The organism is Craurococcus roseus (assembly GCF_039523795.1).
Classification (GTDB): domain Bacteria; phylum Pseudomonadota; class Alphaproteobacteria; order Acetobacterales; family Acetobacteraceae; genus Craurococcus; species Craurococcus roseus.
On the sequence record NZ_BAAAFZ010000014.1, the window covers coordinates 22,936 to 48,328 of the forward strand.

At 73.2% G+C, this 25,393-nt stretch carries 34 protein-coding genes and 1 tRNA gene; 23 read left to right on the plus strand and 12 right to left on the minus strand.

Features of this window, described 5'->3' with window-relative positions; all coding sequences use genetic code 11:
• Positions 1–38: 38 nt before the first annotated feature.
• The 7 genes from hisG to ABD067_RS07095 all read left to right on the plus strand — a co-directional run bounded on the left by hisG (position 39) and on the right by ABD067_RS07095 (position 4,503).
• Positions 39–743 (plus strand): ATP phosphoribosyltransferase, encoded by a 705-nt coding sequence (gene hisG, locus ABD067_RS07065; RefSeq protein ID WP_343894500.1) that lies wholly within the window; start codon positions 39–41, stop codon positions 741–743.
• Complete coding sequence (hisD, locus tag ABD067_RS07070) at positions 740–2,029, plus strand: histidinol dehydrogenase (protein WP_343894501.1); 1,290 nt, start codon at positions 740–742, stop codon at positions 2,027–2,029. Before hisG ends, hisD begins: the two co-directional genes overlap by 4 nt.
• Positions 2,030–2,185: 156 nt before the next feature.
• Positions 2,186–2,404, plus strand: coding sequence for a translation initiation factor IF-1 (gene infA / locus ABD067_RS07075; RefSeq protein ID WP_343894502.1), 219 nt, complete (start codon positions 2,186–2,188; stop codon positions 2,402–2,404).
• 25 nt (positions 2,405–2,429) lie between these two features.
• Positions 2,430–3,014 (plus strand): Maf family protein, encoded by a 585-nt coding sequence (locus ABD067_RS07080; protein ID WP_343894503.1) that lies wholly within the window; start codon positions 2,430–2,432, stop codon positions 3,012–3,014.
• A complete protein-coding gene (locus ABD067_RS07085) occupies positions 3,011–4,171 on the plus strand; it encodes a ribonuclease E/G (protein WP_343894504.1) in 1,161 nt (386 codons plus the stop codon). Before ABD067_RS07080 ends, ABD067_RS07085 begins: the two co-directional genes overlap by 4 nt.
• Complete coding sequence (gene yacG, locus ABD067_RS07090; RefSeq protein ID WP_343894505.1) at positions 4,161–4,349, plus strand: DNA gyrase inhibitor YacG; 189 nt, start codon at positions 4,161–4,163, stop codon at positions 4,347–4,349. The genes ABD067_RS07085 and yacG overlap by 11 nt, the downstream gene beginning before the upstream one ends.
• A gap of 81 nt (positions 4,350–4,430) precedes the next feature.
• A tRNA-Phe gene (locus tag ABD067_RS07095) sits at positions 4,431–4,503 on the plus strand.
• 833 nt (positions 4,504–5,336) lie between these two features.
• Here ABD067_RS07095 and ABD067_RS07100 read toward each other — a convergent pair.
• Entirely contained in the window at positions 5,337–5,708 is a 372-nt protein-coding gene (locus ABD067_RS07100) for a hypothetical protein (protein ID WP_343894506.1), read from the minus strand.
• 1,003 nt (positions 5,709–6,711) lie between these two features.
• Here ABD067_RS07100 and ABD067_RS07105 point away from each other — a divergent pair.
• The 3 genes from ABD067_RS07105 to ABD067_RS07115 all read left to right on the plus strand — a co-directional run bounded on the left by ABD067_RS07105 (position 6,712) and on the right by ABD067_RS07115 (position 8,839).
• On the plus strand, positions 6,712–7,407 hold the full coding sequence (locus ABD067_RS07105) for a hypothetical protein (protein WP_343894507.1): 696 nt from the start codon (positions 6,712–6,714) through the stop codon (positions 7,405–7,407).
• 286 nt (positions 7,408–7,693) lie between these two features.
• Positions 7,694–7,978 carry a hypothetical protein gene (locus ABD067_RS07110; RefSeq protein WP_343894508.1) on the plus strand — a complete coding sequence of 95 codons (285 nt, stop codon included), beginning with the start codon at positions 7,694–7,696 and terminating at the stop codon, positions 7,976–7,978.
• Between the two features lie 315 nt (positions 7,979–8,293).
• Positions 8,294–8,839, plus strand: coding sequence for a hypothetical protein (locus ABD067_RS07115; protein ID WP_343894509.1), 546 nt, complete (start codon positions 8,294–8,296; stop codon positions 8,837–8,839).
• Between the two features lie 72 nt (positions 8,840–8,911).
• Here ABD067_RS07115 and ABD067_RS07120 read toward each other — a convergent pair whose 3' ends face one another.
• Positions 8,912–9,124: a hypothetical protein gene (locus ABD067_RS07120; protein WP_343894510.1), complete on the minus strand. Its 213-nt coding sequence runs from the start codon at positions 9,122–9,124 to the stop codon at positions 8,912–8,914.
• A complete protein-coding gene (locus tag ABD067_RS07125) occupies positions 9,121–10,650 on the minus strand; it encodes a hypothetical protein (protein WP_343894511.1) in 1,530 nt (509 codons plus the stop codon). The genes ABD067_RS07120 and ABD067_RS07125 overlap by 4 nt, the downstream gene beginning before the upstream one ends.
• A gap of 913 nt (positions 10,651–11,563) precedes the next feature.
• Here ABD067_RS07125 and ABD067_RS07130 point away from each other — a divergent pair.
• A complete protein-coding gene (locus tag ABD067_RS07130) occupies positions 11,564–11,806 on the plus strand; it encodes a hypothetical protein (RefSeq protein ID WP_343894512.1) in 243 nt (80 codons plus the stop codon).
• A gap of 340 nt (positions 11,807–12,146) precedes the next feature.
• Here ABD067_RS07130 and ABD067_RS07135 read toward each other — a convergent pair whose 3' ends face one another.
• Positions 12,147–12,449, minus strand: coding sequence for a hypothetical protein (locus tag ABD067_RS07135; RefSeq protein ID WP_343894513.1), 303 nt, complete (start codon positions 12,447–12,449; stop codon positions 12,147–12,149).
• Between the two features lie 660 nt (positions 12,450–13,109).
• Between ABD067_RS07135 and ABD067_RS07140 the strand changes: the two genes are divergently transcribed.
• The 5 genes from ABD067_RS07140 (at position 13,110) to ABD067_RS07160 (ending at position 16,556) form a co-directional block, all read left to right on the plus strand.
• The gene (locus ABD067_RS07140) at positions 13,110–13,448 is read left to right on the plus strand and encodes a hypothetical protein (protein ID WP_343894514.1); all 339 of its coding nucleotides are present in this window, start codon (positions 13,110–13,112) and stop codon (positions 13,446–13,448) included.
• 106 nt (positions 13,449–13,554) lie between these two features.
• Entirely contained in the window at positions 13,555–14,028 is a 474-nt protein-coding gene (locus tag ABD067_RS07145) for a hypothetical protein (protein ID WP_343894515.1), read from the plus strand.
• Between the two features lie 164 nt (positions 14,029–14,192).
• The gene (locus ABD067_RS07150) at positions 14,193–14,906 is read left to right on the plus strand and encodes a hypothetical protein (RefSeq protein WP_343894516.1); all 714 of its coding nucleotides are present in this window, start codon (positions 14,193–14,195) and stop codon (positions 14,904–14,906) included.
• A 154-nt stretch (positions 14,907–15,060) separates the two neighbouring features.
• Positions 15,061–16,122, plus strand: a complete 1,062-nt coding sequence (locus ABD067_RS07155; protein ID WP_343894517.1) for a DUF5131 family protein — start codon at positions 15,061–15,063, stop codon at positions 16,120–16,122.
• 155 nt (positions 16,123–16,277) lie between these two features.
• Complete coding sequence (locus ABD067_RS07160; protein WP_343894518.1) at positions 16,278–16,556, plus strand: hypothetical protein; 279 nt, start codon at positions 16,278–16,280, stop codon at positions 16,554–16,556.
• A 25-nt stretch (positions 16,557–16,581) separates the two neighbouring features.
• On the opposite strand, the gene ABD067_RS07165 is transcribed toward ABD067_RS07160, so the two are convergent.
• Positions 16,582–17,160 (minus strand): hypothetical protein, encoded by a 579-nt coding sequence (locus ABD067_RS07165; RefSeq protein WP_343894519.1) that lies wholly within the window; start codon positions 17,158–17,160, stop codon positions 16,582–16,584.
• Positions 17,161–17,236: 76 nt separating this feature from the next.
• Here ABD067_RS07165 and ABD067_RS07170 point away from each other — a divergent pair, with 76 nt between their 5' ends.
• On the plus strand, positions 17,237–17,464 hold the full coding sequence (locus ABD067_RS07170) for a hypothetical protein (protein WP_343894520.1): 228 nt from the start codon (positions 17,237–17,239) through the stop codon (positions 17,462–17,464).
• A gap of 172 nt (positions 17,465–17,636) precedes the next feature.
• On the opposite strand, the gene ABD067_RS07175 is transcribed toward ABD067_RS07170, so the two are convergent.
• On the minus strand, positions 17,637–18,152 hold the full coding sequence (locus ABD067_RS07175; RefSeq protein WP_343894521.1) for a hypothetical protein: 516 nt from the start codon (positions 18,150–18,152) through the stop codon (positions 17,637–17,639).
• A 674-nt stretch (positions 18,153–18,826) separates the two neighbouring features.
• Here ABD067_RS07175 and ABD067_RS07180 point away from each other — a divergent pair.
• The gene (locus ABD067_RS07180; protein ID WP_343894522.1) at positions 18,827–19,366 is read left to right on the plus strand and encodes a hypothetical protein; all 540 of its coding nucleotides are present in this window, start codon (positions 18,827–18,829) and stop codon (positions 19,364–19,366) included.
• A 184-nt stretch (positions 19,367–19,550) separates the two neighbouring features.
• Here the strand turns inward: ABD067_RS07180 and ABD067_RS07185 are convergent, their stop codons facing one another.
• The gene (locus ABD067_RS07185) at positions 19,551–19,928 is read right to left on the minus strand and encodes a hypothetical protein (RefSeq protein WP_343894523.1); all 378 of its coding nucleotides are present in this window, start codon (positions 19,926–19,928) and stop codon (positions 19,551–19,553) included.
• A gap of 157 nt (positions 19,929–20,085) precedes the next feature.
• Here ABD067_RS07185 and ABD067_RS07190 point away from each other — a divergent pair, with 157 nt between their 5' ends.
• The 3 genes from ABD067_RS07190 to ABD067_RS07200 all read left to right on the plus strand — a co-directional run bounded on the left by ABD067_RS07190 (position 20,086) and on the right by ABD067_RS07200 (position 21,497).
• Positions 20,086–20,583, plus strand: coding sequence for a hypothetical protein (locus ABD067_RS07190; RefSeq protein ID WP_343894524.1), 498 nt, complete (start codon positions 20,086–20,088; stop codon positions 20,581–20,583).
• Positions 20,584–20,731: 148 nt separating this feature from the next.
• Positions 20,732–20,914 carry a hypothetical protein gene (locus ABD067_RS07195; protein WP_343894525.1) on the plus strand — a complete coding sequence of 61 codons (183 nt, stop codon included), beginning with the start codon at positions 20,732–20,734 and terminating at the stop codon, positions 20,912–20,914.
• A 1-nt stretch (position 20,915) separates the two neighbouring features.
• Positions 20,916–21,497: a hypothetical protein gene (locus ABD067_RS07200; RefSeq protein WP_343894526.1), complete on the plus strand. Its 582-nt coding sequence runs from the start codon at positions 20,916–20,918 to the stop codon at positions 21,495–21,497.
• 45 nt (positions 21,498–21,542) lie between these two features.
• Here the strand turns inward: ABD067_RS07200 and ABD067_RS07205 are convergent, their stop codons facing one another.
• From ABD067_RS07205 to ABD067_RS07215, 3 genes are all read right to left on the minus strand, one after another.
• On the minus strand, positions 21,543–21,833 hold the full coding sequence (locus ABD067_RS07205; protein ID WP_343894527.1) for an FAD-dependent monooxygenase: 291 nt from the start codon (positions 21,831–21,833) through the stop codon (positions 21,543–21,545).
• Positions 21,834–21,954: 121 nt separating this feature from the next.
• Positions 21,955–22,575, minus strand: a complete 621-nt coding sequence (locus ABD067_RS07210; protein ID WP_343894528.1) for a hypothetical protein — start codon at positions 22,573–22,575, stop codon at positions 21,955–21,957.
• Positions 22,576–23,005: 430 nt separating this feature from the next.
• Positions 23,006–23,230 (minus strand): hypothetical protein, encoded by a 225-nt coding sequence (locus tag ABD067_RS07215; RefSeq protein WP_343894529.1) that lies wholly within the window; start codon positions 23,228–23,230, stop codon positions 23,006–23,008.
• A 411-nt stretch (positions 23,231–23,641) separates the two neighbouring features.
• On the opposite strand from ABD067_RS07215, the gene ABD067_RS07220 reads away from it, so the two are divergent.
• Positions 23,642–23,914: a hypothetical protein gene (locus ABD067_RS07220; protein WP_343894530.1), complete on the plus strand. Its 273-nt coding sequence runs from the start codon at positions 23,642–23,644 to the stop codon at positions 23,912–23,914.
• Positions 23,915–23,984: 70 nt separating this feature from the next.
• On the opposite strand, the gene ABD067_RS07225 is transcribed toward ABD067_RS07220, so the two are convergent.
• Positions 23,985–24,254 carry a hypothetical protein gene (locus tag ABD067_RS07225; RefSeq protein WP_343894531.1) on the minus strand — a complete coding sequence of 90 codons (270 nt, stop codon included), beginning with the start codon at positions 24,252–24,254 and terminating at the stop codon, positions 23,985–23,987.
• A gap of 336 nt (positions 24,255–24,590) precedes the next feature.
• On the opposite strand from ABD067_RS07225, the gene ABD067_RS07230 reads away from it, so the two are divergent.
• Positions 24,591–24,881 (plus strand): hypothetical protein, encoded by a 291-nt coding sequence (locus tag ABD067_RS07230; RefSeq protein WP_343894532.1) that lies wholly within the window; start codon positions 24,591–24,593, stop codon positions 24,879–24,881.
• A 54-nt stretch (positions 24,882–24,935) separates the two neighbouring features.
• Here ABD067_RS07230 and ABD067_RS07235 read toward each other — a convergent pair.
• The coding region (locus ABD067_RS07235; protein ID WP_343894533.1) for a DUF2147 domain-containing protein at positions 24,936–25,393 on the minus strand (458 nt) is incomplete at its 5' end.

Sequence of the window (25,393 nt, forward strand, 5' to 3'; positions counted from 1 at the left end):
TGACTTCCGCGACTCCGACTCGGATGCTACCCGATCGCATGGACGGTTCGCTTTCTTCCCCGCTCAACCCGGCGGGGTCCACCGACGACTCCGGAACGGTAGTGTTGGCCTTGCCCAAGGGCCGCATCCTGGGCGAAGTCGGCCCGTTGCTGGCGCGCGCCGGCATCCATCCCGCCCCCGACTACGCCGACGAGGACAGCCGCCGCCTCCGGTTCGAAACCGACGACCCGGCGCTCGACGTGGTGCGCGTGCGGCCTTTCGACGTCGCCACCTTCGTGGCGCACGGGGCGGCGCAGATCGGCGTTTGCGGCGCCGACGTGCTGATGGAGTTCGACTACCCGGAGATCTACGCACCGCTCGACCTCGGCATCGGCCGCTGCCGCGTCAGCGTGGCGGAGCCGGCGGGAACGGCCGGGGCGGACGACCCGGCCCGGTGGTCGCGCGTCACGGTCGCCACCAAGTACCCCAACATCGCCCGCCGGCACTTCGCAGCCCGTGGCGTGCAAGCGGAGTGCGTCCACCTCAACGGCGCGATGGAACTGGCGCCCTCCCTCGGGCTGTCGCGCCTGATCGTCGATCTGGTGCAGACGGGGAGCACCCTCGCCGCCAACGGGCTGGTCGAGACGGAGACCATCGCGCACGTCACCTCCCGCCTGATCGTCAACCGCACCGCCCTCAAGACCCGCCCCGAGCGGATCGGCGCCTGGATCGCCCGACTCCGCACCGCCTTGGCTTCGCCGTGAGGCGGCTGTCCACGGCCGATCCCGGCTTCGAGGCCGCCTTCTCGGAGCTGCTCGACGCGCCTCGGGAGGACGCGGCGCGGGTGGACGCAGCGGTAGCGGAGATCATTTCGGTGGTGCGCGCCGGCGGCGACCGCGCCTTGCTGGACCTCACCGCCCGCTTCGACGGGCACGCGCCGGAAACCGCCGAGGCCCTGCGCGTGCAGCCGGCCGAGATCGACGCGGCCGTGGCCGGAGTCGCGCCCGACCTGCTGGCGTCCCTCGACCTCGCGGCGGCGCGGATCGAGCGGTTCCACGCGGCGCAGATGCCGCGCGACCTCGCCCTGCCGGACCCCGCCGGGCTCACGCTCGGCATGCGCTGGACAGCGCTGGACGCGGTCGGCCTCTACGTGCCGGGCGGCAAGGCGGCCTATCCCTCCTCCGTGCTGATGAACGCCATCCCCGCGCGCGTGGCCGGTGTCCGGCGTGTGGCCATGTGCGTGCCGACGCCTGGCGGCGTGCTGAACCCGCTGGTCCTGGCGGCCGCGCGGCGGGCGGGGGTGGACGAGGTCTGGCGGGTCGGCGGCGCGCAGGCCATCGCCGCCTTGGCCTGGGGCACGGAGAGCATCGCCCCCGTGGACCGCATCGTCGGCCCGGGCAACGCCTACGTGGCGGAGGCTAAGCGGCAGGTCTTCGGCCGCGTCGGCATCGACTCGATCGCCGGGCCGTCCGAGGTGGTGGTGCTGGCCGACGCCGCCAACGATCCCCGCCACGTGGCCCTGGACCTGCTGGCCCAGGCCGAACATGACGAGGCCGCCCAGGCCATCCTCATCACGGACGCCCCCGCCTTCGCCGACGCGGCGGCCTCCGCGGTCGAAGACTCTTTGCGCGGCCTGGCCCGCCGTGCCATCGCCGGGGAAAGCTGGCGGCGGCACGGCGCCGTGGTCGTTGTGCGCGACTGGGACGAGGCGGCGGCGCTGACCGATCGGCTGGCGCCGGAGCATCTCCAAGTCATGGTCGCCGACCCCGCCGCCCTTTTCGCGCGCGTGCGCCACGCCGGCGCCGCCTTCCTCGGCCGCTGGTGCCCAGAGGCCCTCGGGGACTACACCGCCGGCCCCAACCACGTGCTGCCCACCGGGCGCACGGCGCGGTTCGCCTCCGGCTTGTCGGTGTTCGACATGCTAAAGCGCACCACCTGGGTCGAGGCGTCCGAAGCCGGGCTCGCGGCCATCGGCCCCGCCGCCGTCGCGTTGGCGGAAGCCGAAGGATTGGGCGCGCACGCGGCCAGCGTTTCGGCGCGCCTGCGGTAGGCCTAGCTGCCCGCGCCCTAAGCGCTTGGTGGTACCCGGCGCCCGCCGTTCTTGACCGGGCGGCGCCGGATGCTCATGTTTCGGCCCTGCGGCCGACCCCTCGCCTCGCGCGCCGGGATCCCCGCCTTCCCAGCGCGCCAGAAACGACGAGGCTCGATGTCCAAAGAAGACATGATGGAGTTCAGCGGCACGGTCCAAGAACTGCTGCCGAATGCCATGTTCCGCGTGAAGCTCGACAACGAGCACATGGTGCTCGCCCATACCAGCGGAAAGATGCGGAAGAACCGCATCCGCGTCCTCGCCGGCGACCGGGTGAATGTGGAGATGACGCCCTACGACCTCACCAAGGGCCGCATCACCTTCCGTTACAAATGACGCCGCCGTTGTAGGGCAAACCGTAGTGGCCGAGCAGCGGCCGCCGCTGGTTCTGGCCTCGGCGAGTCCCCGGCGGCTCGACCTCCTGGCCCGTATCGGCGTGGTGCCGGATGCCGTCAGCCCCACCGACATCGACGAAACCCCGCGGAAGGGCGAAGCGCCGCGTCGACTCGCCGCCCGTTTGGCCGCCGCCAAGGCGGGCGCCGCCGAAGCGCCGCCCGGCGCGCTCGTGCTGGCCGCCGACACGGTGGTGGGCCTCGGCCGTCGCGTCCTGCCCAAGGCCGACACCGAGACGGAGGCGCGGCGCTGCCTGGAGATGCTGTCCGGCCGCCGGCACCATGTGGCGACCGGCGTCGCCCTGCGCCTGCCGAACGGTCGGGTGCGGCACCGGTTGGTGCTCACGGCTTTGGCGTTCCAGCGCCTGACCGCCGCCCAGATCGACGACTACGTCGCGGGCGGCGAATGGCGGGGCAAGGCGGGGGGCTACGCCATCCAGGGGCGCGCCGAGTGCTTCGTGCGCTTCTTGTCCGGCTCCCACTCCAACGTCGTGGGCCTGCCGCTCTTCGAAACGGCGCAGCTCCTGCGTGGGGCGGGCTGGCTGGTCCCGTGAGGATCCTCGCAAGCCAGTCCCCCGGGGAGGTGCGGGTCGCGCTGCTGGACGACGAAGAGCGCCTGGTCGAGGCCTGGATCGAACGCGTGGGAGCGCCGGACGGGGTCGGCGACCTCCACCGCGCCCGGGTGACAGCGAAGGCACCCGCGATGGCCGGCGCCTTCGTCGCCCTCGGCGGCGGCGAAACCGGGTTCCTGCCGGAAAAGGACGTTCCGGGTCCGCCGGGAGAGGTGCTGCAGGAGGGCAAAGGCTTCGTCGTCCGTGTCACGCGCGCTGCCCAAGGCGGCAAGGGGCCGCGCGTGTCGGCGCGCCTCCACGCGGGCGAGGAAGCGCTCGCGGCTGGAGCAGCGGCGCCCGGAACGGCGCCGCGCTTGTTGGCGCGGGGCCCGGGCCCGGCGCTACGCCTCGCCCACGCGCATCCAGGCACAGTGGTTGAGACCGACGGGGCCGTCGTGGCCATGCGGTTGCGCGCGGCGCTGGGCCCGGACCGCGTGCAGCTCCGATCGGCCGCGCGCGTCTTCGATGACGCCCTGGAGGCGGAGTGGGACTCGCTGGCCGGTCCGGTCGTGCCGCTTCCAGGCGGCGGGCGGGTGCTGGTGCAGCCGACCGCCGCGCTCACCGCGATCGACGTGGATGCCGGCCCGGTGGCGGGCGGGCGCGACCGGAACGCTCAGGCGCGTTTCAACACGGATGCGATGGCGGAGGCGGCGCGGCAGATTCGGCTGCGCAATCTGGCCGGGCCGGTGCTGCTCGATGCAGCGGGCCTGTCGCGGCGCGAGCGCGAGCGCTTGGCGCAGCCCTTGGCCCGCGCGCTCGCCCCCGATCCGCTGGTGCAGTTGCTCGGCCTCGGGCCGCTCGGCTTGTTCGAAATGCAACGGCGGCGCGTCCACCCCCCGTTGCACGAGGTCCTCGGCTGGCCGCCCTCGCCCCTCACCCGCGGCTTGGCGGCCCTCCGGCGCGCCGCGCGAGAGGCGGCCGCGACCCCTGGCCGCGCGCTGGCCCTACGCGCCGCCCCCGCCGTGGTGTCCGCCTTGGAGGGTTCGGCGGACGCGATGCGCGAGATGGCCGAAGCCGCCGGGCGCCCGCTGCAACTCCGCGCCGACCCAGCGCTTTCGCCTGGCGACGAAACGCTGGAGGAGAACGGAAATGGCCGATGAGCCCCGGCCTGCCGGGTCGCCCAGACGCTGCCCCGTCTGCGGCAAACTCGCCGCCGCAGCATTCCGCCCCTTCTGTTCCGAACGATGCCGGCAGGTGGACCTCGGCCGCTGGCTGTCCGGCCGATACGCCGTCCCGGGCGACCCGGAGCCGGACGGCGACGGCAGGCCCCAAGAGTAGGAGCCGGTGGACAGGCGTGGCGGTTTCGGTTATTTCCGCCCGCCTACCCCGAGCGGCGCGACTGCCGTACCGCCCGGCAGGGCCCAGGTAGCTCAGTTGGTAGAGCATGCGACTGAAAATCGCAGTGTCGGTGGTTCGATTCCGCCCCTGGGCACCTTCCAAAACACCTGAAATAGTTGGATTTAACGACGATCCCGGGCACCCCCGGGGCGATCGTAAGCGTTCGTAAACATTGACGATCTGGGATGGATGTATCCCAGGCGCCTTACACGAACCCACGGTGGTGGGAAGTCGCGCGTTGGTGGTTGTTCAACGCGGCTCTGCAATTATTCTGGCGAACGGTCCTCAAGGGGGGGGTTGAGCGGCCGACCGGCGGCACGCCTTCCCGGCGGGACCGTAAACAGAAACTCGTTTACAGTTTTCGTACTGAAATCTTAATTAATCAGCCCTTCTGGCAGCAATAGAAATTAACGTCCAATTACAAATCAGTCATGGACTTCAAGCACGCGCGATATTATCGTGCCGTGGTTGCTTGGGCACAGGCGCAATCATGCTCAGTTGGATCAAGCCGCTCGCCGTGCGTGTGGTGCTGGGATTGTCCTTCGCGGGTTTCGCAACAGTTGCGCAGGCCAACTGCACCCCGCAGGAGACGCAGTTCGCGGTGGGCTCTTTCAACCTGCTCTTCGGGGGAGAGATCACCATCGGCCAGCTTGCGGACCGACTTGTCAGGAACCTTTCCCAGCCCTGCCAGCAGTCCCTTCAAGCGCAAGGATCCGCCCCCGCTCCACGTCCCCGGCCTCCCACGCCTCAACCACAGCCAACTTGCATCGGAGGCGTGTGCTGCCTGCCGGGCGGCGGTCCCTGTTTCGCCCGGTAGGCGCCCTTCAGTTGAACGGGCTGGGGGTTGCTCCCCGGCCCGTCGGCGCCGTGCTTTGGAATGGCGGCGTCAGCGGCCCTTCCGCTCCTTGGCGGCCAGCACGTGGTCGATCAGCCGCAGCGCCTTCCGTAGGTCGGCGCAGGGCTGGTCCTGGCGGTCAGGTGGACGACCTCCTGGCCGCCCCAGCAGGCCAGCATGAGGTGTAGGTCGCCCGGAAGCTCCGGCGCGGCCACCTCCAGGAACTCATGGATGATCTCGTTCAGCACGGGGGGATGTTTGTCGCCGCGCAGAGAGGCCCCGGTGCAGCCCTCATCCGCCGCGTCGGCGGCGCCATAGGCAGCGGAGGTGGTCCCGTCACCGCCAACGATGGAGGCGGCTGCTATGGAGAACGGCGCGCGGATCGACACCTTCCCCTGCGACGAACTGGAGTTCACGCCCGCCGAAGCCCGCGCCTTGCTGGCGGCGTTCCGGTGCGTCGGCATCCGGGGCGACCTCGGCGCCAAAGGTACGCTACTGATCACGCTCCGGAGCGAAGCCAGCGGCTTCGACCCCGCGGACGCCCTCCGCGCGCCCGGCGAGGACACCCGCCGCGGACCTGCCCGGGCACCCCGGCGCCCCGGCCGACCTCCCGCGCGCGATGCTGGACGCGGCGGAGAAGGTCGAGAAGCTGGGTGACCTGCTGTGCGAACGCCTGTTTGGCTGGGTGCACGACTTCCGCGAACCGGCGGGCGTCCACGGCACCGCGAACGGCGCCTAGCCCCGCCCAAGCAACACGATGCTTGGCCGGGCCATGGAGACCGCCGTGGCCGAGGCGCAGGCGGCGGCGTCGAGCAACGGGTCGTGCTCACGGCGTACCGCGGCGGGAGTCGGCGGTGACCGGGAGGGTGCTGCCTACGCGGCGCGCGCGCGATCGCCTGATTGCCGCCTGCTCAATCCTGCCGTCCGATCCCCCGAGGCGCGGTGCCTTGCCCTCAACCAGGGAGGAGGTCGGAGCCGCACGGCATGGTCAACCGTGCGGCCGCACCTTGCCGGGTTCGGCGCGCACGGTGCTCCCGCGCATCTTTCGATGCGACCCACCGCTGGCCGGTTCGCACACGCCCCGCCGCGAGGACCACGCGACCAAGAACGCGATGCAGGTCGAGTTCTACCCGGAGATGGGCGTCACCGCCGCCATCCCCACCCGAAGCCACGCCCCGCAAGGCATGCCCGCAAGCCGTTCTGCAAGAACGAGATTTTTCGGCCCGCCCGGACCAACAGGCGGCTCGTGGTGCGGGTCGGGACGCCGGACGGCATCCGAACCGGCGGGGGTTCAGCCTCGGCCGTAGCGCCGCCCGCGTCGCCCCGGTCTCCCATCGCCTACCGTTCGCACCTCGGCCGATCGATGGTCCCGCGATGACGACAAGAGCGACAGCGCCTCCGCCCCCTGCGCCCCCGGAACCGGACCCTTGGGGTGACCCGCCGCCCGAGTGGGTGGCGCTCAGCAGCGTGCTCCACAGGGTCCAGCATGAGCGTGGCATTCTGCCCGCCGCAGCGGCGCCTGTGCTGCGCCCGGCGATCATGCGCGGCGCGTCGCCCGGGTTCGATCCGGAACCCGGAGCCCCGCCCGGCATCCCGCACCGCGTCGGGGTGGTCAGGCCGCCCGGGTACCCGTCGAACTTCGGCAAGTTCGCCTCGCGCGACGAACGCCTAGTCTACGTGTCCGGGCACGCGCTCGGCGGCTGGGGAGCCGTCGATTGGCGCACCGGGACCGTCGGGTTGGACCGGACGTACCTCGCGTGGCTGACAACCTGGGCCGCGTACGATCCCGGCACCGGCGCCACGACGGAGCATCCCGTGCCCCGCGGGAGCGGTGTGGTCGAGGTGGGTTGGACGGAGACGTGCGAACTCCTCTCCCGCCGCTTCGGCGGCGAGCGCCAAGTGGAGGCGCCGAGGGGACGTGCGCACGGCTCGCCGGACGAGGGCCGCGCCGCCCGGGCGCGGCGCGGCCCCCAACGCACCGATTGGGCAGAAGCGGACGCCCCGCTGCTCGACGAAATGGACGACATGATCCGCGGCGGCCGTGCGCGCAACGCGACGGACGCCGCGCGCCTGCTCGTCGCCGCCGGTCGCGTCGCGGGCCTCGGCGGAGAGGCCGCCAAGGTCCGGCGGCTGCGCGACAGGTTCTTGGCCCGCAAGACCTGACGGCTGACTCACGCCGAGGCCAGCGTCGCGCCCCGGCGCTGGCGCCGCCGAGGGAGCAGCCGTGGGTGCAGGGGTGCGCCACGGCGCAGCGGACTCCTCGGCGGCGGCCTAGCACTGTGCGGCTCCGCCCCGGCGCCGACCAGCCGGGCTCGACTCCGGGTGGGGGCGGTCGTGCAGCCGTCCGCGCGCCCGGGTGCGCCCGGCGGCTTTGCGGCTTCCGCAAGCCCGGCGCCGGTGCGCGGAGCAGACGACACGCACGGCCGAGTCGTGCCCGAGGAGCACCTACATGATCGCTTACGTCCCGCCCCCCTACCCCGCCCTGTTCGAGGCGCGCCCTCCGGACCCCAACGCCGACGGGCTGGCGTGGCCGGTGTGGGCCTTCGGGTTCACCGCCGCTGAGGCTCGGCACGTCGCAAGCTCCGGCACCGCGTTCCTCGGCGTGAGCGAATGGCCGAACGGCCCGGACCGGGAGGGCATGGTCGAGACACTGCTCGACAACAGCGACGACAGCAGCCGCAAGGTCGGCGCCGCGGCGGCGCGCAAGATCGATGCGGTGAGCCGCGAAGACTAGGAACGTCTCGTCGCCTGGATGCAGGGCTTTGCCCACGGCCGCGCCGCGCCGCGGCCGTGACCTGCCGGTGGCGGGCGGCGCCCGGCCCGCCACGCAGGCCGACGCCCGCGCCCCGCTCGCACCACACATCCCGCAAACGACCGCGGAGAACACGAACACCATGGATCAGCAACAGACCAGGGACAGCAGCGGCGCGGCAGGACCGCCGTCCGCGGGCGACCGAGGCTCGGAACGGCCTCGGTCCGCGCCGCCGCCATCCATGTCGCCCCGCCCGGACGGGCCGGGCCTGACGAAGGCCATTGATCGAGAGGACCGATGACAACCGACCCGCCGACGCGGACCAACGACTGCGGCGCCTGCAACCGGTGCTGCAAAACCACAGGGGTCGCGGACGCCGCTGCCCGGTTCTTCAAGCCCCCCGGGGTCCGGTGCGGGCACGCCAGGAGGGGCAAGGGGCGCGCGATCTACGCGGCGCGCCCCCGCGCCTGCGCGGGGTACGAGTGCTTCTGGCTAGCGTCGCAGAAGGGCCGGGGCGGGGGGCGCGGCAGGCTGCCCGGCGCCCTCCGGCCCGACCGCTGCGGCGCCATCCTGGAGGAGAACGGGCGCGGCGAGATGGTCGTCTGGATGGACGCCGAGCGGCCCGACGCCATCGAGAGGGGGGCGTTGGAGCGGTTCGTCGACGCGGAGGTCGACCGGGGCCGCGTCGTGGTCGCGCGGGTCGGCGACGACGACGTGCGGGTGATCGGGCACGAGGAGGCGGCGCTGGCCTTCGACGCGCGCGTCCGGGCCGACGGGGACGCCCTCCCGCATCGCCTCGTCTTCCGGCCGCGGCGGGGCCGCGCCGGAGCCACCGAGCCGTAGGGGGCGCTCGCCAGCTTGCCGGGCGTGGCGCACCACGGCCCGCGTTCCGGCTGCGCTCCGGCCGCGGCCGGTTCAGCCGCCCTCGCAGCGCCACCACAGCGTCGCCAGCGCCGCGTCCTCGCGCGACTGGAACACCACCCGGCGGCCGAGGACGATCATGTAGTCGCCCGCGCAATGCTCGGCGCACCACGCCCGCACCTCGTCGACCTTGGCGGGCGGGATCGGGATGGCGATGTGGGTCCCGTCTTCGTGGCGCTCCCACCCCGCGGAAGGCGCCGTCGTCACGGGCTGGCCTCCCCGCCGTCGGGCTTTCTCGGTCGGCCGCGCCCCCGCAGCGTCCCCGCCGCCGCCTTCTCCACCCTCTCCTTCTCCCTCTGGCGCTGCTTGCGCAGGCGGTCGCCTTCGCGCCGCTCGGCCTCGCGCTGCTCGAACGACCTGCCCGACGCTGCCGCCTTGGCGCCCGGCTTCGGCCCGGGCTTCGGGCGCTGCACGTCCAGGATGCCCGCCTCGGCCACCGGCTCTACCGACACCTCGTCGGCGACGCCCGCCTCGCGCAGCATCGCCGCCAGCGCCTCGGCCTGCCACAGGTCGTAGACGTACACCGTGTAGAGGCCGTCGAACCCCGCCTCGCGGACGGCGCCGCGCATGGCGAACTGCCAGATGTCCTCCCGTTCGCGGGCGCGCTCCACCTCCTCGCGCGTCAGCCCGAACACGTCCAGCAGGATGGCATCCTCGGGACGGGCCTTGCTGCTGTAGATCAAGGCGCACGAGGTTTGGCGCCGGTACAGGTTGGAGCCCGCCACCTTGGGCCGGACCTGCTCGCCGGGCACGCAGCCCTCGAAGTACGACACCACTCCTTCGTTGCCGCTCCAGTAGCCAAGCCCGTCGACGCCCTCCAGGTGGCGGCTGACCGCGGCGAGGCAACGCTTCCCCTCCCTGCCCTTGCCGGAACCGGAGGGGAACCACCATTCGGTCGAGGCCCGGTGGCCGCGGGTGAAGTAGCGGACGCGCACCGTCGGCTTCCGCGTCGAGGCTTGCCCGCCACCGACCTCGCGCCGCACGAACTCCACCTCCGTGCCGGACCACTTCCGCGCGGCGAGGCAGGTGAGGCTGTGAAAGAAGCCGCTAGCCGCGATCGTGGCCGTGGCGAAGGGCGCCAACTCGGCGGGCGTCCAGGAGGACCACCAGCGGACCGTCCGCTCCCGGTCGCGCGCGTCGCGCCAGTCCGCCACGTCGACGAACACGCCCTGCGGCGACCTGGACCGCTTGTGGAAGGCGGCCAAGCCCCCGACGAGATCGTCGGCCAGGATGTCGGCGGGGCTCGGGGCGTCGGCCTTGGGCGACACGCGGTGCCACGCCGTGCCCTCGACCGGCGCGAGGTCGTAGGCCGCCTGGAAGAACCTGCTGGACGCCGGGGCGCGGAAGCCGCCCGCGACGGTGGCCGAGGGCACCTCGTCGATCCTGGCGTGCCAGGGCGCGGCGGCCGCGCAGGAGAGGTCGGTCGCCATCAGCCCCTCGTGGGTCACGACCAGGATCGCGTGCCGCAGGGAGGACAACTCCTGGATGGCGTCGGCGATCTCGCGGGCGACGCCCGCCGGGGCGCGTCCCGCGACCTTGCTGTGGATGGCGCGGATCACCGGTTCGGTGCCCGAAAGGGCCGCCTCACGGCGGAGGCCGACCAGCGCCTCTCCGATCAAATCGGTGGTCGGCAGCGCGAACATGTACCGCCCTGCCACGCTCGTCATCTCGACGAGCAGTTCCTTGGTCTTGCCGCACCCGGGCGGACCGACCAGCACCTCTATTGTAATCAATGCACCTCTCCAAATCACCCGACACCGGAATGCGGCAGGCGGCAGAACCTCTGAAGTGACCTATGGCCGGTAATGGGTTCGGCGCGTGTCTACCTACTTATAGAATTCTTGGTGACCTATTTATCTCCTGCACGGACGCGCCCGCTCCGCGGCCGCGTGCCGCATTGTATTTGGCTGGCGGGGCGGAACTCCAGCTTCGCGTCGGGGCCGGTGGCCGCCTGACCGACCGGGCACGCGAGGGCCTGCGGGCGCGCGCCAGCGCGGGCGCGGGCCGGAGCGAGGGCGCCCGGGGCGCCCGTTGCCCTGGAGGTCAGGCTTGGGCCGGGCGCGGCCCAGGGGCGAAGCCCCGGCCGGGGCCGCGGGCGGCCCGACCTCGTTGCCGGTGCCGCGCCGCGCAGCGGCATGGCGTCGTTCCACTTGACCAAGCCGGTCACGCGGCCCGCCGACACCCCACCGCGCGCCCGTGCCGTCGGCCGCTGGCGCGGCCTCCCCACCGCCCCACGGAAGCGCGGGTCGCCAGCGACGTGGCGCAGCCGAACCGCACGGCCTCACCGGGGCGGAGCCGCGCCCAAGGCGCGTCCCCGCCCGGAGAGAACCGGACGCGGCGGGAACCGGGCTGGCGCCCTCGCCGCGGCGGCGTCGCGCGGGGCGCGCTCCGCCGCCCGGCGTTCCCGCCGCGTCACCCGCTCCGCCAAGTCCCCATGCGTCCCGGCCGCCCAACGGCCGTGCCCGTGCCGGGCTGGCGCCGCGGCGGGCCAGGAACGCACCGCTCGCCGGGGTCGCCGTCGCAAGGGAAAAGGTCCGCCAGACACGCGCCGGACCGGATTGCGCCCGCACCCGCGCGGGGTGTTCGGGGAGGCCAGCCCACGACGGGCTACTCCGCCCCTTCCGGCAGGTTCGACAGGGTGTCGGCGTGGTCCAGGTGCGGTTCCTCGACCGGCTCCGGCGGTTCGAGTTCCACGTCCTCCAGGTCGGCCCCATCCCACTCGGCCAGCTACGCCGCCGCGGCTTCGCCGCGCTCCCCTTCCTGCCACCGCTCGGACTTGTCGTCGTACTCGCCCTGGCGGCGGTCCCGCACCTCCTCGACGGAGGCGCGGGCGCCGTCGAGGGCGCCGTTGCACCCCTACAGAACCGCCTGGACGCCCGGACCGCGTAGGTTCGCGCAGGCCACTACGGCTGCCGCGGCGTGCCGCGCGCCGCGGTCGACGGGGGGCAACCCCGGCGGCGAGGAGCGCGGCCGCCTGCCTGCGCCTCCTGCTCAGCCGCGGCGGGGCGGCGGCACCGCCTTCCAGGTCCCAGCCTTGCTCTTGTTCCTGGACGCCATACCGCACCTCCGAAGATACCATGCCGCCTAGGATGACCGCCCGGCGGCCCGCGATGCTCTCGATGGCCGCGCCCCGCCGAGCCCGCGTCCGCCGTATCGGACACCACCGCAGCCAGCTTCACCGTGCGCAGGCCGGTGGTTCCGCGGCCGCCGGGGAACGGGGCGCTGCGGCCTAGGCGTCGCCGCCTGCCGCCTCCCACGCGCGGGGGTCGTCGACGATGCGCCGCATCTGCGCCAGCCACGCCTCGACCTCCCGCTGCGCCGCCGCGCGGGCGTCCGGGTCGGCGATGGCTGGCGCGGCCATGAGCGCCTTGCGGGCGCCCTGGTGTCCCCTCTCCAGCGCCACCATCTCGGCGGCGATTCGCAGCCGCCGCAGCAACACCTCCCGGACGGGCTGGGGCGTCGACGCCTGACCCTCGCCGTCCGCCTCCCGCCACCGCAGCAGGCGCGCCAGCAGCACCTCCGTCAGATGCACGGCGCTGCCGTCGGGAGCAGTCGGGAAAGTTTTGAAGCATGCGACGGCCTCCGCCGCGATTTGCCGAGTGGTGGGCCAGGACCGGCGGCCGTCTCGCCAACCTCCGCCCGCCCGTCGCGGAGCAGCGGGTCCACCGGCATTCCGAACGCTCTCCCTCCCGCCCGATCGACCGCTTGATCGGCTCAAAGGTTGCCCAAAGCGCCGGACCGCCGGGCGCATCCCTCACGCTGTCGGTCAAGGGCGGCCAGACCCGGATGTCCGCCGACCACCGCACCACCGCCAACTTCGTGCGGATCGACAACACCATCACCAAGCTCGCTGCGGTGGGGCACCCGGGCCGCGGCTTACCTCACCACTAAAACGGCGATCTCGGGGCCAGCCGTGAAGGACCGCGCCAACCCATTGATTTGGCCCGCTTCGGTTCGACGTGCTCGACTCCAACACCGACAGCGGCGGTCGGCGAACGCCACGCCAAACCGGAACAAACTCCGCGCCTCGCCGCGCTCCGCGGCCCGCCGGGCTCGCGTCCGACGCCGATTTGGCCACCATCGCGCCCGTCGCCCGACGCGGACGACACGCAGCGGGACCGGCCCGCCGCGGAGCAGCACGGGCGCAGTCCGGTCGCCCGCCCATAGGGGAGCCGTGCCATTGGGAACCACGATGCCGACGGTGGCCTACCCGTCCGCCATCTTCCACGCAGACCCGCCCGACCTTTCAGCCGACTGGTTGGCGTGGCCCGCCTACAGCTTCGATCTGACCCGCGAGGAGGTCTTCGCCATCGCCGCGCACGGGGTGGCGTTCCTCGATGCGAGCGGCGCGCCGGGCGGCCCCGACCAGGAAGGCTTCGTGGACGCTTTGGAGGCGGGCGGCGACGGCGCGCGCGCGGCTTGGGGCAGGGCGGCGGCCGCGAAGCTCGCGCGGATGGACGCCGACACCTACGGGCGGCTCGTGGCCTGGATCGAAGGGTTCGCCCACGGCTGCGGCGCCTCTCGGCCGTAGTCCCGCAGGCGGACGACAGGACGCTCACCCGAGACGCGCGCCGCGGCGCGGCGCTGGCCAACCGGCGGAGTCCTTCGGACTCCGCCTCCACCTCAAGGACAAAGCCATGGATGACGACACCAGCCAGTACGCCTCGCCGGAGGAGTTGGCGCGCCACCGGCGCGGCGGCGAGAACGTGCTGATCCACGCCATGCCCGACGCGGGGCCGCACGCCGGGGAAGCGGTCGTCGTGGTCGCCGAACGCGCCCAACTGGATGGAGCGATCAAATCGATCCTGACGCTGGGCGGCAACCGCCCGCACCACCTGGGGGTCCTGACGCGCTCGGTGCGGCGCGCCCTCGCACGCCCCGAGGAGCCGCACCAGGACGGTGACCTCATGCTCGACCTCACCATCCTGTTCGCCCACAGGCTGGTGGCGGGCGGCGCCTCCGAAGTGCTGGAGGGCAGCGGCGTGGCGACTTTGGCGCTGATCATCGAGCCCGACGGCCCCGGCCTGACGTGGCGGGAGCGCGGCATGCTCGACCCGGAACTCGAACGCGCGCTCAACGTGCCCACCACGCCGGGGGTGGTGATGTTCTGAACCGGCGCGCGCCGACAGACCGGTTGGTGAAGGGTCGCGGACTCCGCGCCTTGGCTTAGCGGATGAAGCAGGAGCCTGTGGCGCCGGAGAGTGCGCCTTTTCACGCGCGGGGGGCCGGACGCCGCCCTGTTCCGCCCGCAATTCGTTTGAAGAGGAGAGACGCGATGGACACGGAGCCCGGCGGAGCGCCGGACGACGGGGACAGGATGCGGTTCTACAGCCGCGAAAAAACGTGGCCCGACTCGTGGCTGGTGCCCGACCCGTCCGACCCCGACATTTCCGCGGACGATGTGCTGGAAGCCCTCTTGGCAGACATGCCCGATTACGCCGAAGAGGCGCTGGTCGCCGCGTGCTGGGACAAACGCTCGACGCAGGCGGTCCGGCGCGCGGTGATCGCCGCCCCGAACGAGTGGCGCGGCTGGGTGGCCCGTTTCTTCCACCTCCGCTTCGCCGAGGGCCGCGGGCCGCGCCGCCAGCACCGGGCGGCGCTGGTCGAGGCGTGGACCCACGACCACGCGGCGGTGGGCGCGGCGGCGGGGGGCCGGGCCGCGCTGCGCCGCATGTTCGCGGACGCGGAGAGCAAGGTGCCGGTGCGCCTCGGCGACCCGGTGGTCCTCTGGCGCGGCTACTCGGTGGACGACCCGCTCCTGCGCCGCGGGGTGTCGTGGACCACCGACAAGCGGGTGGCGGCGTGGTTCGCCCAATTGCCGCGTCCGGTCTCGCCCGTGGTCCTGCGGTGCGTGGTCCCCCGCACGGCGATCCTGCACTGGTCGGACGAGCACGGGGAGCGCGAGGCCGTGTGCTTCGAGACCGACGGCGCGACGGTCGACGGCGACCCGGCCGAATGGGCGCGGCTCGCCGCCGAGACCAAGACCTGAACGCCCCGGCCTACCCCGCCCGTGAGCGGCCCGGCCAGCCGCGGGCGCGGCGCGCCCGGCGGAAACGCAATGCCTTGCGTCACCAGAGCGGGGCATTGCGTCGCGGGAGCCGCCCCGTCAGCAAACGAAAAGCATTGTGTTTCCGGAGGTCGCCGTGGCTGTGCTGGACCCGGGATGGATCGTCCTGCTGGCGCTGGTGGTCGGCGCGAGCAAGATCGAGTGGACCGGCGACAGTTGGAACCCGATCGTGGGCTGCTCCATCTGCACCACGGGCTGCTCGCGCTGCTACGCGATGTGGCATGCGCTCCGCCTTTCGGGGAAGCCGGGCAGCCCTTACCGGGGCACGGTCGAGAAGGTGAAGGGCCTGCCGGTCTGGACCGGCGTGGTGAACTGGAACTCCGACGCCAAGCGGTACGCGATGCGCCACCTCAGACCGAACCCCGCGCGCCCGCACCGCATCTTCGTCTGCTCGATGAGCGACCTCTTCCACCCGGAAGCGCTCCGCCAGGGCATGACGCTCTGGGTGTACCGGGAGATGGCCCGCCACCCCGGGCACCACTACCAAATCTTGACGAAGCGCCCCGAACTCGCGCTCGAATTCTACCGCGAGCACCCGGAGTTCTCCTGCCTGCCCGGCGTGTGGCTGGGCGTCAGCGTCGAGCACCAGGACACGGCGTGGCGGATCGACACGCTGCGCGCCATCCCCGCCGAGGTCCGGTTCGTGAGCTTCGAGCCGCTGCTCGGCCCGATCGCGGGCGTCAACCTCGCGGGGATCGACTGGGCGATATACGGCGGCGAGAGCGCGAACCGCGTCGAGCGGGCGCGGCCGATGCGGCCCGAATGGGTGCGCGGCGTGCGCGACCTCTGCGCCGCCCTCGGCGTCGCGCAGTTCTTCAAGCAATGGGGCCACTGGTACAGCCGCCGCAACGGGCTGGACGGCAAGGGCGGCGGCGATCAGGCGGTGATCGACGGCAGGCGGTGGGACGAGTACCCGGTGGCTCCCGCCGACGCGCGACGGGAGATGGACCGCCTCCGCGCCGCCCTGGCGTCGGCGACGCCGCCCTCCAGGGCCTCCGCCAGGACATCATGTCCTCGGCGCACCGCGCCCGCCGCCAGCGCGCCGACGAACGGGCCGGTGACATATGGCCGCGTGTTTCCGCCGTCATCGGTGACCATCCGCCGGGCGCCGACAACGAGGCCATCGCCAAGGCTTTGACCGCGGCCGGGGTTCCGACTCCCGGCGGCGCCCGGTGGTTCCGCACCCAGGTGGCGCGGCTGCGGCGACGAATGGAGGGGTTGTAGCCGGAGGCTCTTCACGGGGCGCGGGCTGGCAGGGACACCGGCCCCGTGTCGGTCCGGCGCAATGCGATCATGGCGGTCCGCGGGCGGCGCAAGCTGCCGACCGCCCACGCGGGCGCGTCCGGGCGGGAGAGCGTCCGCGTCCACTGCCCGGTGCCGACGGCCCACCACGTCGATGCCTCGCCGGTGGCGCCGTGGTGCGAACTGCGCATCGGCCTCCGGCACTGCCGCGTCGAGCGGGTCGCGGTGCCCAAGGTGTTGGACAAGCCCCACCCCGACGACCGCGGGCGCCTGCTCGCCGCGTGGCTCGCGCTGGAGAGGGACCGTCCCCAAGCAGCGCCGCAGAGATGAGGTGCGACGGGGCGTCGGGCGCGCGCTACAAGGCGGTTTCGACGAACTCACGCAGCGTCAACCCGCTTCCTTCGAAGCCCGTCAGGAACACGACCTTCCCGCCCTGCCGGTGCGCGTCGGCGAGCGCGCCCGGCTTCCTGTCCAGCGTGAGGACAACCCCGAGGAACGCCCGCGCCGCGAGGGCGACATCGGCCTCGTTCCGGCGCAGCTTCACCTCCGGCTTCCGCGGAGGATCGTCGCTGCGCCAGGGGGTGTGGGCCGCGAAGTCTCTCTCGTCCTCGGTGATGAACCGGCCCGAGCCGAAGCCCATGGTCCGCTGCTCCTCCGGCGGCAGGTTGTCGTCGCGGAAGCCGAAGTGCCCGTCGACCTCGACCCCGCACCGCCCGATCGTCCCGTTAATGAAGGCCCTGAGTTCGGCCCTGCGCTCCGGGATGGCCGTCACCTCCATCTCGCCCTCGCGGGTGATCAGGATACGGAACTCCCCCGGCGGCAACTCGGCGCACAGGTCGAGGCGCAGATCGAACAGCAGGTCCCAAACGTTGTTGTCGAGGTAGGTGTCGATGACCATGCCCGCTTCAGCCTTCTCGGCGTTCCAACGCTCCATGTCGCGCCGGTTCCGCTTGACAACGCTTCCGGCGTTTGGCGAAGTTCCCAATCTGTTCTCTTGAGGGGACTTGCCGATGCCGGACCGATCCCGCGCGCTCCCGCCCGCGCAGCGGAGCCGCCTGCTGGAGGTTGCGCGCGCCTGCCGGGAGGAGTGCAGCAAGGCATCGGCGGTCGTCCCCGTAGCGGACCCGGCCTTCGCGCGGCTCTACGCGGTGGCGGAGGAGATCGACGCGCTGACGGCGGAGTTAACCGGCCAGCCGACGCTGTTCGCCGCCGCCGTCCGGGCCGGCCGCCTCCACTGACGCGGGCGGGGCGCCGGACGGCACGCCGCCGCCCCTCCCCGCCCCGGACGGCTGCGATGCGAGCGAGGCGCGGATGGACCGGTCGCCAGGGCGCCCGGAGGGTGCCACCGTCGTCCGCGCGGCAATTTGGCCACACCCGAAGGGTTCGCGCGCGCGGCCCCCCGCCCGGCGGCTATCTGGCCTCGGCGGGCAGGAGCACCTTCAGCACGTTGCCGAGCAGGACGAGCAGCGAGCCGAAGCCGTAGGTCAGGACGAAGGCGAAGCCGAACCGGTCCCGCCTCGCCTCGATGTCGCGGCGCATCCCCGCGGCCTTCCTCTGGACATCCTCCAAGTGGCCCTGCATGCGGTCCTGCGGCACGTCGTAGCCGACGACGCGTTCCGTGCCGGTCACCTCCGCCAACCTGACCAGCCCGAGACCGTAGTTGTACACCTGGAAGCGGCGCACCTCGCGCTCCGCGTCCGCGTCCTGTGGCCGCACGGCGATGATGGCGTTGAAAAGGGCGTTGGTGGACTGGTAGGTGCGGTACACGTCCTCGGCCGCGTCGATCCGCCGCAGCGCGGCGTTCGCCCTCTCCAGCGCGGACTGCTGGAACACCCACGCGGAGAAAAGGACGACGGCCCCGCGGACGGACAACAGTTCGTAGAGGGCCTTCCTGTTCATCGCCACCTCGGCGTCGCGGCGGCACAAGTTGGCCTCCGGCGCCGTCGCAGGCGTCGGCGGGGGCTCCCGGCGGGGACGGCGCGGGGCTCGCCGGTGTCCGCCGCGCGCGTGGCCGATCCATCGGGGCGGCGCTGCGCGTCGATGGCTCCTCCCGGCGCCGCGCACCAGGGGGCCGTGGACATCTTGGAGCCGTGCACGCGGCCTACGGCGTGACGGGGCGCACAGCGCGCGCGGCGCGGGGCGACCAACGTCGGGGCGGCCCGACCGGCTTCATCCGGAGGGCGCGGGCACGAAGGAGGCTCCGATGCGCGCGTCCCGTGGAGAGGACCGGCCCGCAGTCGCAGGCACCGACCCCGACGCGCTGCTCCGCATGCGCCTCGCCATCGCCGACGCGGCCTTCGTCGCCGAGGGCGTGACGCTCGGGCTGTTGCTGAGGTGGGCCGGGCGGGCGGCGCCGCCTTTCGACGGCCTGCCGCCGCCGGTCCTGCGGCGGCGCGCTCTGGACGACGGCGCGCGCCTCGGCCGACCACCGACGGCGTGCGGTCGACAGGGGCGGCATCGCCGGAGGTCCGTCGACGCCTTTCCGGGCGGCGCTCAAGGCGAGCCCAGCCGCTCCCCGCCGGGTTCGACAGCCTCCTGGCCAGGAGGGGCGACGAACGGCGGCGCCGCCGGATGCAGCGGGGTACGAATGGGCCATTCCCATGCGCGATGAAAAAGCGGCCCTCCCCGTCGATGGGAAACCGCGCGCGGGGGCACCCGCCGCCCCGGCACCATCCCCGGCGGTGGAAGTCTCGAAGGTCGTCGATTTGATCATCGGCAAACAGACCCAGTTCTACACGCTGTGGGGCGTGTACACCGCCGTCCAGTTCGCCGCGGGCAGCTTCGGTTCCGGGCACAAGGTGGTCCCCGGCGCCGCGTTGGCGGTTTTGCTCGGCGTGTGGGCCTTCAACCTCGGGCACCTCGGATTCTTGCTGCAATGCCTGAAGCAGATCAACGAGTTGCGCGCCGCCCTCTGCCATGGCCTCGACCAGAACGATCAGCAGTACGGATCAAAGTTGAAGGTCGCGCTCAATGACCTGCAACAAGGCGACTTCTTTTGGCGGTTCTACCGGCTGAGGGACGGCCGAGGGGGGTACGTCATGAACTCGGCCGTGCATTTCTTCATCGATGCGTGCGCGTCCCTGGCTCTGATCAGGCGAATGGGCAACCCGGCTCCGGGCGTCGGGACTGATTTCTTCTAGGACACACACCAGGGTCGAACCCCGATCACCCCGGTCGTGGCGGTTGGCCAGCGGGCACGATGGCAGGGCGGGCTGCGGCCGAGCGGGGGCGAGCGCGAGGCCATCGCGCCGGGTCGGGTGCGGCCCGGGTTTCGACTGCCCCGGTGAAGGGCCGCCCGTGTCCGGCATGGCCGCCGCCCTGGGGTCAGGGCACCTCCCCGGCGAACGCCGCGCGCAGGCGACCGATGCGCTCGGCGTCCTCGGCGGCCACCGCCAGCACCGCCCTGGCCCCGTCCGCCGTGACCGCCAGCGCCGCCGCGAAGTCGCGCCCGCCCTCGGCCATGTGGCGCCGGGCCAGCCGGTCGAGGAACAGCCCGACGTGCTCGTCTTCGCCGGTGCGCTCGACGACGACGACGAGGAGGCGCCAGCCTCCGGACTTGGGCAGGGCGGCGAGCGCGGCGCGCTTCATGGCCGCTGCGAGGTCCGCGTCGGCGGGCACCAGGAAGGTCCGCTTCACGTCGCGGACCCGGCCCAGGTAGGCGCGGACGCGGACCGCCCTCGCTCGATCCGGTTCGGTGCGCATCTCCATCCCGGCAGGTTGGCACGCACCGGGGCGGCCGGGGAAGCGGCGGCCCGGGGCGGCGGCCCCGCGTCGTGCAAACACGACGAAACCGGGTCGGCCGGACGGCCGTTGGCGGCACGGCCGGGCGACCGGCGAGCGGCGACGGGGGATCGGACCGGTGAAGCTCTTCCTCGACCTCGACGGTGTGCTGGCCGACTTCGACCGCGGCGTCCAGGAGGTCACCGGCAAGCGGCCGGAGGAACTGCCGCTCAAGGTCATGTGGGCGGCGTTGGCCCGCGCGCCGCGCTTCTACGAGACGCTGGAGTTCATGCACGACACGGAGGCGCTGTGGCGCTTCTGCGAGCCGCACCGGCCCACGATCCTCACCGGCCTGCCGCTCGGGACATGGGCGCCGGAGCAGAAGAGGCGCTGGGTGGCGCGCATGCTGGGCGCGCACGTGCCCGTCGTCACCTGCATGGCCCGCGACAAGCCGCGCTGGTCCGGCCCGGGCCACGTGCTGGTCGACGACCGCGCCTCAGCGCGCGAGGGCTGGGAACGGAGGGGCGGCGCCTTCGTCCACCACACCTCGGCGGAACGCAGCATCGCGGCCCTGCGGAGCCTCGGCTTCACCGCGGAGCGGCCCGCGCCCCCGCAGGACGAGCAGCCCGAGGACTGAGCGCCGCACAGGTAGCGTCGTGCTGGCGAAGATTGCCGCGCCTCGGGAGGTGTGCCGCACCTCACGGCCTGCACGGCGGGCACCGCATAACGTGGGCGGCGCCCCCGACCGGCTTCCCCGGAGGTGGCGAAGGCGGACGGGGGTTCCGATGCAAGCATCTAATGGCGACCACCGGCCCGCCCCCGCTGAGGCCGACGCCGACGCGTTGCTCCGGGCTCGCCTCGCGGTCGCGGACGCGGCCTTCGTCGCCGAGGGCGTGACGCTGGGGCTGCTGCTGGAGTGGGCCGAGCGCGCGCCGCCGTTCGACGGCCTGCCGCCGCGTGAGCAGTGACATGCGCGTCCCCCACTGGCCGCTCTTGTTCGCGCTCCTCGTGACGGGCGCAAACGCGCTCGCGCCAAGGCAGCGGACCACCAACGAAGCGAAGGAGGCGCGCGAGGCGGACGAGGAAGCAAGCCAGCAGCGCCTCGACTACCTGCTCGACATCTACAAGCTGTACCACGGCCACATAAACACGATGTTCAACTACTTTCTGATCATCGCTGGCCTGATCGCCACCGCATACGTCCAGTCCATGAACGTGGCGACGCAAATCGACAAGGCGGTCCCGGCCTGCATCTCCCTCTTCGGGGCGTTCATCTCGTACATCGCCCTGCGCATCCACATACGCAGCCGCGACATGCTCGACGCGATCGAGCGCGGATTGTGCCGCGAGGAGGGGAGGATGTTCGAGCCGGGCCGCGGCTTTCTAACGGCAGACTTGCCGAGGCGGGGGCTACTGGGTCGGCACAAGCACCAATTCCGCATCACCTATTGGGCGTTCGTGTTCGCGTTCGTCGCCATGGCCGCCTACGCATGGACGCTCAGGCAGGGAATCGACATTGCGACGTTGTTCTGCAAGCTCGTCATCCGGTAGGAGGCCGTCCACGCGTCGACCGCCGCTTTCACGGCCGGAAACCGATCAGCCGAGCGGCGGTGGCGGCGCTGGATCGGCGCACGCTTCCGGCGAGCGCCGCCGCCCGTCCTTGTCCACGTGGACGAGGCGCCGCGGCACATGCCGGGCGGCCCGCAGCGCGTCGGCCACGCCCATCCGCTCGGCGGCGTCGGGGCCGGGGTCGGCGAGGCCGAGCACGTAGCCGCCGTCGCGCAGCCCGGGCGAGCGTTCGACGACGACCGGCGTCATGCCCCGCTGGCGCAGGAGCAGGGCCAGCGACAGCCCGGCGATGCCCGCGCCCGAGATCAGCACCCTCACCGGCCGATCCCCTGCACGACTTGCGCCGGGCGGCGGAAACGCCGTTGGCCATATCCCCTGGGGCGCGTCCCAAGGCGGTCGGCCGGACCGGCACGCCGCCGGTGTTCCGCTCCGCGACCGGTCATCCGCTTCCGCGGCGAAGGTCCGGCGCCGGACGCCGCGGCAGCCGGTCGAGCCAGCCCAGGTCCCGGCGCAGGAAGGCGCGGGTGCGCCGCTGCCCCGGGCTCCCGTCCTCCAGCCACAGCCGCAGCGCGCGCAGGAACACCAGGGTCAGCCCGACCTCCTCCGCCTGCCGCGGCAGGCCGCGCGCGTCCAGCCGCGCCGCCTCCAGCGCCCAGTGGATCAGGCGGGAGAGGCTGAACGCCATCGGCACCCAGTGGTGCGGGTGCGAGGGGTGCAGCTTGGCCCGGATCATCGAGCCCACCGCCCGCCTGTGCGCCGCCTGGGCGTCGAACCAGCGCATCAGCGCGGCGTGCACGCGCGCGCTCGGCGGCACGCCGCCGAAGCCCGGTGCGGGCTCGCCGCCGACCATGGCGCGCAGCGCCCGGGCGAACCACGCGTCGGCGATGGCGTCGGCGTCGCGGAAGCGCTCCAGCACCGCCGAGAGCGGCACGCCGAGCCGATGCGCGACGAGGTGGAGCCGGAGGTCGTACCAGCCGCCCCTGTCCTCCTCGGCGATGGCGAGCGCCGCGTCGACGATGCGGTCGCGGAGCGGGTCGGGATCGATGGCGAGGTCGGCCATGGCGTCCTCCACAAGGGGGTGTGCGCGTTGCCGCCGATATGGGGAGCGCCGCGGTCGGTGCCGGTGGCGCGGGTTTCCGTTGACCGTTGCGCTGGCGGGGACGCAGCGTCCTGGGGCCGGGACCGGCACAGGCTTTTCTCCCGCGCCGGGACCGGCGGAGGACGGGGAGGAAGGCCATGTACGCCATGGTCAGGAGGTACGCGGGCAAGGGCGGCCTGATGGACAGGCTCGCCCCGCAGGTGCAGGACGGCCTCGTGCCGCTGCTCAAGGCCGCCCCGGGCGGCAAGGCCACCAGCGGAGCGTTTGAGGTGTTGTGGGGCACCCGCAGCAGGCGGCGGTCGGCGGCCCGAGGAGACCGCCGGATGCACGCGAGGCGTGCGCGAGCGGGCACGCCCACCCTCTCACCCTGTGGCGAGCAGGCTTCGCCGACTTAGGACCCGCCGCCCTTCTGCTCCTTCTCCTTCTCCTGCACGGCGTCGAGCACGCGGTTGGCGAAGCTCCACATCGTGTCGCCCTTCTCGATGTGGACGTGCCCGGCCGCCTCCACCCCGCCCGCGATCTGCTGCTCGATGGTCGCCTTCATGGCCTGCCCCGGGGCGTCGCCGCGCCGCGCCCCCGCGATCATGGCCCGCGCCTTCTCGTAGTCGTCGCTCATGCCCGCCTCCAAAGACGCACCGAGCCTCCCGACCGGGAGCGCGGCGGTGAACACCCTGTGTCCGAAACCCGCAGCACGAACACGTCCGCCGTTCTGTCCCGCGCGCGGCGCCAACCCCGACGACGCGGCGCGCGCCGCCGGTCCCAAAACCGGCCAGCCGCGACGCGGTTCCTGGCCTGACGGGCCTTGTCGCCCGGTCCTGACGGTGCGCCACCGTGCACGAGACCGTCCGCGAACCGGTGCGGGCTGTGGTGGATGACGCGCCGCGCCGCGCCGAGCCGTCCAGCGGCCAGGAGCGGCGCCTGATCCCGCCGTTGCGGCCGCCGCCGCGGATGCGTGCGCACGCCCGCTGGCGAACCGTGTGGATGGCCCGGGACGTATCGGAAATGATATCGGCCCAGGGAGGACACCATGAAACGCTTCGCACTGGCCGCGCTCACGCGCGCGGCGCTCTGGCTGGGGACGATCGACGGCCGTCGCGCCGCCGCGCAGCCCGGCGCCTGCCGCTCGGCCCCGGAGCACGTCGAGTTTCAGTACCGCCCTTCTTACCGGCAGGACCGCCGCTACTCCCGGCAGGAGCGCCGGGCCGAGCGGCGGGCGTGGCAGCGGGAGCGCGAGCGGCAGGCCGCCCGGCGGGAGTACCGCGCCGGGCGCAGGGACAGCTACGTCGGCAGGCGCTACTGAGAGCGGGCAGAGGCGGCGGCGCGGTGCCGAAGCTCCCCGCCGCCGCGGCCGGACCGGGGACGCGGATCGCTCAGTAATAGCCCCGCCGGTAGCCGCTGCGGTACCCGCCGCCATAGCCGCTGCCGTAGTAGCCGCGGCGGCTGGGCGCGGTCAGGGCGCCGCCCGCCGCGCCCAAGCCGCCGCCGATCAGCGCGCCCGTGCCGATGCCGCCGCCGGTCAGGGCCGACACGCCCGCCCCCGCCCCGGCGCCGAGCAGGCCGCCGGAGACGGCGCGCTCGCCCCGCGAGTAGCCGCAGCCCGCCAGGGGCACGAGCAACAGTACAGCCAAGAACACCCGCATGACGTTCCTCCCTTGGTACGACATCAGAGGAACGCGCGGCGGGCGCAACGGAAGGCGGCGGCGGGGCACGGTCGATCGGATGTGATCAGAGGAGGCACGACGGCGGGCCTTCTTCCATCCTCAGGCATGTGCTGGCCCGCCCTGCGCTCGGGCGCTGCGCGGCGCGGCGCGGCTCCGCCATCGGGACGGCGCGGGCGGCCAAGGTCGCCCGGACCCGGAGCCGCGCCGCCGCCCACAGGAGCGTCCGCGAACGCCTCGGACCGCGGCGGATCGGAACGCCGCTTCGGGCGCTTCCAGGCCACGCCCGGCAACACGGGCGCCGCTCTTGGAGGCCAAATGCACCACGTCATCCTTTCCGCACTCGCCATCGCCGCCACCGTCTCCGCCGCCGCGGCGCAGACCCCTCCCGCCCAGCAGGCCGACCAGCCGCAACTGCGCTTCTCGCCCGTGACACGCAGTTCCGATCCCGTGGGGGTCGTTTACGCCTCGCCCGCGCCGGGCGGCTGCCTGCCGGTGTTCGGCGCGACGGCGCGGCCGGATGGCAACACCGCCCAGGGCGCGGTCTACGTCCCCCACGGCTGCCCGCGCGCGGTGGCCGCGGCCGCCGAAGGCGCGACGAGGCGCTGAGCCCCCGGGCCGGACCCGGCAGGGCCTTTGGACGGGGCGCCTACATGCGGCCGTTCAGCACCACCCCTCCCCGCTGGCCCGCTCGACCCGGAGGAGGGTCTGGTTCACACCCAGGAACGGCATGCCGAGGTAGACGCGCGCCACCAGCACGTCCGCGGACACGCGCGTCGCCGCGAGGCCGTAGCCGCGCCCGTCCCGCGGGTCGTAGAACGACCCGGCGGCCCAGCGGCCGGGCTCGTCGGGGACCGGCAGCAGGCCGTCGAGCACCGCCACGCCGCAGAGCGGGCGGTCGCGCAGCCCAGGGTCCGGGTTCATGGTGTCGCGCCTCGGGCGCCCGGCGTCGTCGCGCGGCGTCCGCAGCCACGCGATGCGCCCGCAGAGCGCGTCCCCGTCCGCGTCCCCGCACGGGGCGATGGCCAACGCGACCTCGCCCTCGATCATCCAGACACCCTGGACCGGCGGATCGTCGGCGGCAGGGGCGGCGCGGCCCGGGGCGGCGAGGAGGAACGCCG